The organism is Paenibacillus sp. strain BS8-2 (assembly GCF_054483835.1).
In genome coordinates, this window is record NZ_CM137010.1 from 6,197,501 (window position 1) to 6,203,079 (window position 5,579).

Here is a 5,579-nt window from a genome sequence, read left to right on the forward strand (position 1 = left end):
TTGGGCAAAACAGATCGTTGCATGTTCTGCCGCACAATGCTGACGCTTGATCCTAACCAAGCTCGGGAAAACACTGAAGAGCTGAAAGCTTAACAACGTCACAATGGTCTAACCACGTTGTCACTCAAGAGATCATCGTCCCATAGTTGTATAGTGCGTATATTTCTGAGAAGAACAAAACCTCCAAGCCATGCGGGCATTGCCGCACTTGCTTGGAGGTTTTGTTTGTTTTCTTACATCGATGGTATGAGTGCTGCTTTACTTTGATGGGGTCGTCAATGCTTCATTGATGGTATTCCAGATAGATGGCACCTGGAAGGTTCTTTGCCAGGTAGCTACACCAGCCAAATCGTATTTGTGTACGATCCCCACCCTTGCCCGAATGGATAGATCATCTTCGATCCAAATACGTTGCTTGACACCTTCCTCCGTATACTCAACATAATTTTGTCCTGCAGCAGCATCCAGAACAGGCACAAGTTTTTTATCTGCAATAATTTGTTGCACCCGCTCCATGCCTACAGCTTTAGAAGATACCTCCAATTGACCATCTGATCCAGCCTTTTCGCTCCATATCCGCGAATACAAAGGCATACTCAGAATCAGCTTGTTTGCAGGCACCTTATCTTCTTGCAGGATGCGCGCAATCGAATTCTCCGTCCACGGCAGCGAGGCTACCGACCCTGCCTTCGGGCTGGAGGCCCAATGCTCGTCATATGCCATAACCATCATATAATCAACTGTGCGCCCTAACGCTTCACGATCCAGGAAGACCGACCACATCTCGCTGTTCGACTTCGGCGTAACATCGATGGATACGACCAAACCCGCCTCATGCAGCAGCGGAGTCAGTTCCTTAACGAATTGCACTAAGTTTTCTTTGTCCTTTGTATATACATTCTCGAAATCGATATTGAAACCTTGAAGCTTGTACATCTCCGCGAATGCAAGCAATTGTTGGATCATGACGAACCGAGACTCCACTGTAGCGAGCGCCTCCGTCGTACGTTCTGGCTCAAATCCATTACTGAAGAGCGCCCACACCTGATACCCACGATCATGTGCCCACTTTACGTAAGCCGGATCCGCTTTCCCTTTGATCGTGCCCGCTCCATCGGTCAATTCAAACCATGTCGGACTTACCACGTTAACGCCCGGCATCTCCCCGATCTTGGCTGGATCGATTCGTCGTTCGTAGACAGCTTCCCACGTCATGTTGATCTTATGACCGTCTAGCTCCCATGGCACAAAAGGTTCTTCGCGCTTCACTTCGCTCACTGTTTCTGTACCGGACATCTTAACGTCCTTCTCCCGAACGTAGCCGATGTGCCCCTGCGATGACTGTACGAGCAACCAACCATCATTGCTGCTCCATACACGCATGCTTTCACCTTGTGCAACTTTCAACAAATAGGGTTCCCTGATGGATGGTGATGTGCGGATAGATGCACCTTTCTCATCCAGCGCTTCTGCAAGCTGTACCGATTCTCCTTCCTTAAGGAGAGAAACGATCCCCGTTTCCGGATTGTAATCCACCTTCAGCCCATATAACTCTTCAATTGGCGCGGCCGGAATATATACAATATTGTCCGTGACCTCGGCAGCAATCGTCAGCTTGTATGGTTGTTTATTCAGAATGCCGGTCAACGCATCCGTCTTAAGTCTAAGCACTTTGTCCACGCTCGTAAGCACGATAGTACCTGTCGTGCTTTCATAGTGTATCGGCTTGTCCACCGCAAATATAGATTCTAAAATAGGAAGCGGCAGTTTAACCATTCCGTTCTCAATCAAAGCACCTTGTGCGGTTTCCTCTCCATTTACGATAATGGGAGTCGCAGATGCATACGACGGCTCTTGATACTCACGGCTTGGAATATACTTCAAATAACCCAGCCATCCAAATGTTACAATTGCTGAAGTCATGAACAGAAAGACTAACATCATTAATCCGACTCTTCTTTTCTTACGACGCGGTCGGATGTAATTCATTTCCAATGCTTCACTCTCCTTGGCTCTTGTCATAATTGCATTCCGGAGCATGCGGATTCATTGCTTATGCTCCGATACAATCTCAAACAAAAACGTGCAAGAAGTAGCGTAAAAACGCTGCCCAGCACGTTATTGTCATAAACTATCTTATTCTATAGACGGTCAGCGACCGTTAAGTGTTGCATGTTGTGCACAGTCCATATATCTCCATCCGGTGACCATGTACGGAGAAGCCCGTTTCCTTCGAAGCCGCTTTCTCTACTTCCAGCAGAGGAGGATAGCCGAAGTCGACAATCTGTCCGCAACTCTTGCAAATTGCGTGATAATGATCGGAGAGGTCAGCATCGAAGCGACTTGAATCATCGCCGTATGTTAGCTCGCGTACCAATCCTGCATCGACGAACAAACGCAAATTGTTATAAATTGTCGCAACGCTCATGCTCGGATAAGTAGGCGACAACGACTTATAGATCTCGTCGGCGGTAGGATGTGATTTCGTATCCATCAAATATCCCAGTATGGCGTGTCGTTGCGGGGTCATACGGACGCCATTCATCTTAAGTTGTTCCAGTGCCGAATGAACGTTGGCTGCCATTCCCCTCACGCCTTTCTTTGAAAAAAATGAAATGATTTATAATCGTTATAATCTATTGTACGTTCATATTAAAGTTTTTGTCAATGAAAGCGCCATCTAACGAGTAACCCGACTTTCAATGGTTATGCTATTTGTCGCATTAATATGAATGCGGTAAGTGCCTGCGCCAACTGAGCCACGGATCGTTTTGCGAATTTGCTGGAATGGCAGTTCCGATTCAATCTTCCCAAAAGTTACCGAACCGTATAAAGAATAATCCCCTTGTTCTGGCAGGCCTACTGTAATCTCCCCGACGGAACTGTCCAAATCCCAATTTCCGCCTACCATACTGCTCTCTACTGTAATGCCGCCGTTCATTGTGTTCGCTTTGACCGAGCTGGCTGCGCCGTCAATCGTTACACTCCCATTCTTGGTCTCCGCTTCGGCTTCTCCTGCGATATCCGACAATCGAATATTGCCGTTGGAAGTAGCTGCGTACAAGGCTCCTCCAGATGCATGGCTTACTGCAATCTCCCCATTCTTGAGCTCCAACGTACTTTCGCCGCTCAGCGACTCTGCATCAAGACTTCCATTATTGCCGGTAACCGTCAAAGGCCCAATCAATTGTGAAATTCGTATAGCCCCGTCCCCACTGTTGACGATAAGTCCGTCTTCTGCGACCAGCCCGTCCACCTCGGTGGAACCATTAACGGTTTCAATCTGCACTTGAATAGCTGTAGGCTGCTCCGCACTCGAATCGGGAGCTTGTTCGTAGTCAGGCAATGCGTACACGGGCTCGTCCGACTGAGTTGTGATGACATCCGTCATCATGGGTTCATCCATTTCCACATCGGGAGTCGCTTCAGGAGCGGATTTCTCAGCACGAGGTTCAATCCGCGGCAAGACAATCACCATATTCATTCGAGGTACTCGCTTATTGTCGGTGCCATAACGTTGTCCCTTTGCTTCGAGCATCACTTCGCGCCCAGGTGTTGCTTCTACTGTCGATTGCTCGGCAATGACCTTTGACTCAGCCTCGTCCAAGTCGTCTACCCATACTGTCGTAAACACCTCGATCTCCCGAACGTCGCCTGTACGAACGATAACATCTCCATTCATATTTTTTATCGCGACCGAGGATAGATGCTCATCAACAAATACTTTCATGACGCTCTTGGTCATGTGGTAACCCTTCTCTTCGCCATACTCCACCATGCCACTCAAATCCACATTAAATTGATCAAGCCATTTAACGGGGAAATCGGCGAATTGGGTGACGCCATAAGCTGTCACCGTCACAACTAACGCAGCTGCTGCTCCAGCCATATCCAGCTTTAGCTTAGCAACCTTCGCTCGCAGCACGGTACTATATAGGGTAACTTCAATGCCAAGCAGCAAAAATAACAGCGGCCACCAGTCGCGAAGCAGCATGATATCATTCGAATCCCTAACTTGATCCCGCAGCAGCAGTACCCCAACCGATAATATTAGTATCGCCGCTGTTAATCGACCAAGCTTAAACATGGTGATTTCTCCTTTCTTGACAACCGTCAGCACAAAAAAGCAAGCGATCGCCATCAGAAGTGGACCCACACTGAGCTCAGCCAATTCGTTCATCCATGGGAGGAGCAAATGCGGAGGCTTAATCAATATCATCATGACAATTCCAGAGGCAACTAGCAAAATGCCGTGAAGCAGTTGTACTGGCAGTCTCTCCTCAGCTGGACGATCCTTAATCTGCAGCGCCTCGAATACACTTACAAAATAATATATCGGCAGCAGCAAACCTAGATATACGATCAGAAGCAGGTGGCTTCCCCCATCAGAATTTGCTAGCCGGTAGATTGCGGTTACGTCGAGAAGCAAAGCCGATAAGAGGAGAAAGCCTCTTGAATATTGCCCGTTATATACAAGTCCCATACCGGGAAGCAAGAAAGCAAGCAAGGCCGTGAGCCATGCCCGCTTTCGTTGCGTTACTCGGAGCTCACCCAACGTATGCCCTCCAGTTTCTTCAGTTCGTCAAGCAGACGAAGCGCCGAATCTTTTTTATGGGAAGACATCTTAACATGAAGAATTAGCCTTGTTGCTCGCTCATCCCCTTCTTGTCGCGATGTCTCCACTTCTTCCATCATCATTTTGCGAATCGTAATTCTACGGTGCTCTAAGATTTGATTGATACTGACGAGATGGGATGAAAGATCATATGCCTCAACCTTGATAACCCGGTCCTTCTTGGCGTTCATATATCTTTTCTCGATCTTATTGAATCCCCATAACGTTAACAGTGCCATTATCGTAACTGTCCCCGAAGCAAAATAAAAACCTGCCCCCACCGCAAGGCCTATAGCGGCTACAACCCATAACGAAGCTGCCGTCGTCAGTCCTGTTATGGATTTGCCTGTGAACAGGATTGTACCTGCCCCTAGGAAACCAACCCCTGTAATGACCGCTGCCGCGAGACGGGCCGGGTCAACACGGACATTAGGCTCCTCTACAAAATCAGCAAACCCGTATATCGACAACAACATAAGTAAACACGCGCCTAAGCAGACTAGAATATTCGTACGAAATCCAGCGGCATGATTGGATGACTCGCGTTCGAAACCGATTAATCCTCCGAGCACAATCGAGAGACCTAACCTCGCAGCAATGTCAATTTCATTAATAAACCATGGATTATTCGCCACACCTGCTGTCACATTCATCGCGGCACCCCTCTCTATTCATGGACTCATCATCTGTCGGCATAATATAAGTGTATGCGTTAACGCTCTGCACTAGCCGTACATCAACATGAAGGAATCATATATAGAGAACGTTAAACAACTGTCATTTCTTTTCTGTGAAAGTCATTAGTGCTCAAATTACTATCAACCCACTCAAGGTCGATTTAATGATCTCATAAAACCAACTTTGATTTAAAATCAGACAATAGGATGCCCGGGGCCAGAAAATATTGGCCTTTATGTTTAAAGCTTTTAAAGTTTGTCTATACTGTTATGCTTCTTGAGCAGTT

Annotated in this window: 5 protein-coding genes (1 of these 5 cut by a window edge); 1 reads left to right on the top strand and 4 read right to left on the bottom strand. The window is 47.3% G+C overall.

From position 1 onward, the window contains the following. A protein-coding gene (locus tag ACX1C1_RS26910; protein WP_458957550.1) for a YgzB family protein crosses the window boundary here: on the top strand, positions 1-93 show its end. 258 nt of this gene lie to the left of the window's left edge; the window shows 93 of its 351 coding nt (coding positions 259-351); its start codon lies beyond the left edge, outside the window; it ends in the stop codon at positions 91-93. A gap of 165 nt (positions 94-258) precedes the next feature. Here ACX1C1_RS26910 and ACX1C1_RS26915 read toward each other — a convergent pair whose 3' ends face one another. The 4 genes from ACX1C1_RS26915 to ACX1C1_RS26930 all read right to left on the bottom strand — a co-directional run bounded on the left by ACX1C1_RS26915 (position 259) and on the right by ACX1C1_RS26930 (position 5,268). After that, a complete protein-coding gene (locus ACX1C1_RS26915; protein WP_458957551.1) occupies positions 259-1,989 on the bottom strand; it encodes a glycosyl hydrolase family 18 protein in 1,731 nt (576 codons plus the stop codon). 172 nt (positions 1,990-2,161) lie between these two features. Beyond that, positions 2,162-2,584: a Fur family transcriptional regulator gene (locus ACX1C1_RS26920; RefSeq protein ID WP_458955160.1), complete on the bottom strand. Its 423-nt coding sequence runs from the start codon at positions 2,582-2,584 to the stop codon at positions 2,162-2,164. A gap of 96 nt (positions 2,585-2,680) precedes the next feature. After that, positions 2,681-4,555 (bottom strand): DUF4097 family beta strand repeat-containing protein, encoded by a 1,875-nt coding sequence (locus ACX1C1_RS26925; protein ID WP_458955161.1) that lies wholly within the window; start codon positions 4,553-4,555, stop codon positions 2,681-2,683. Then, entirely contained in the window at positions 4,537-5,268 is a 732-nt protein-coding gene (locus ACX1C1_RS26930; RefSeq protein WP_458955162.1) for an MgtC/SapB family protein, read from the bottom strand. Before ACX1C1_RS26930 ends, ACX1C1_RS26925 begins: the two co-directional genes overlap by 19 nt. Between the last annotated feature and the right edge of the window lie 311 nt (positions 5,269-5,579).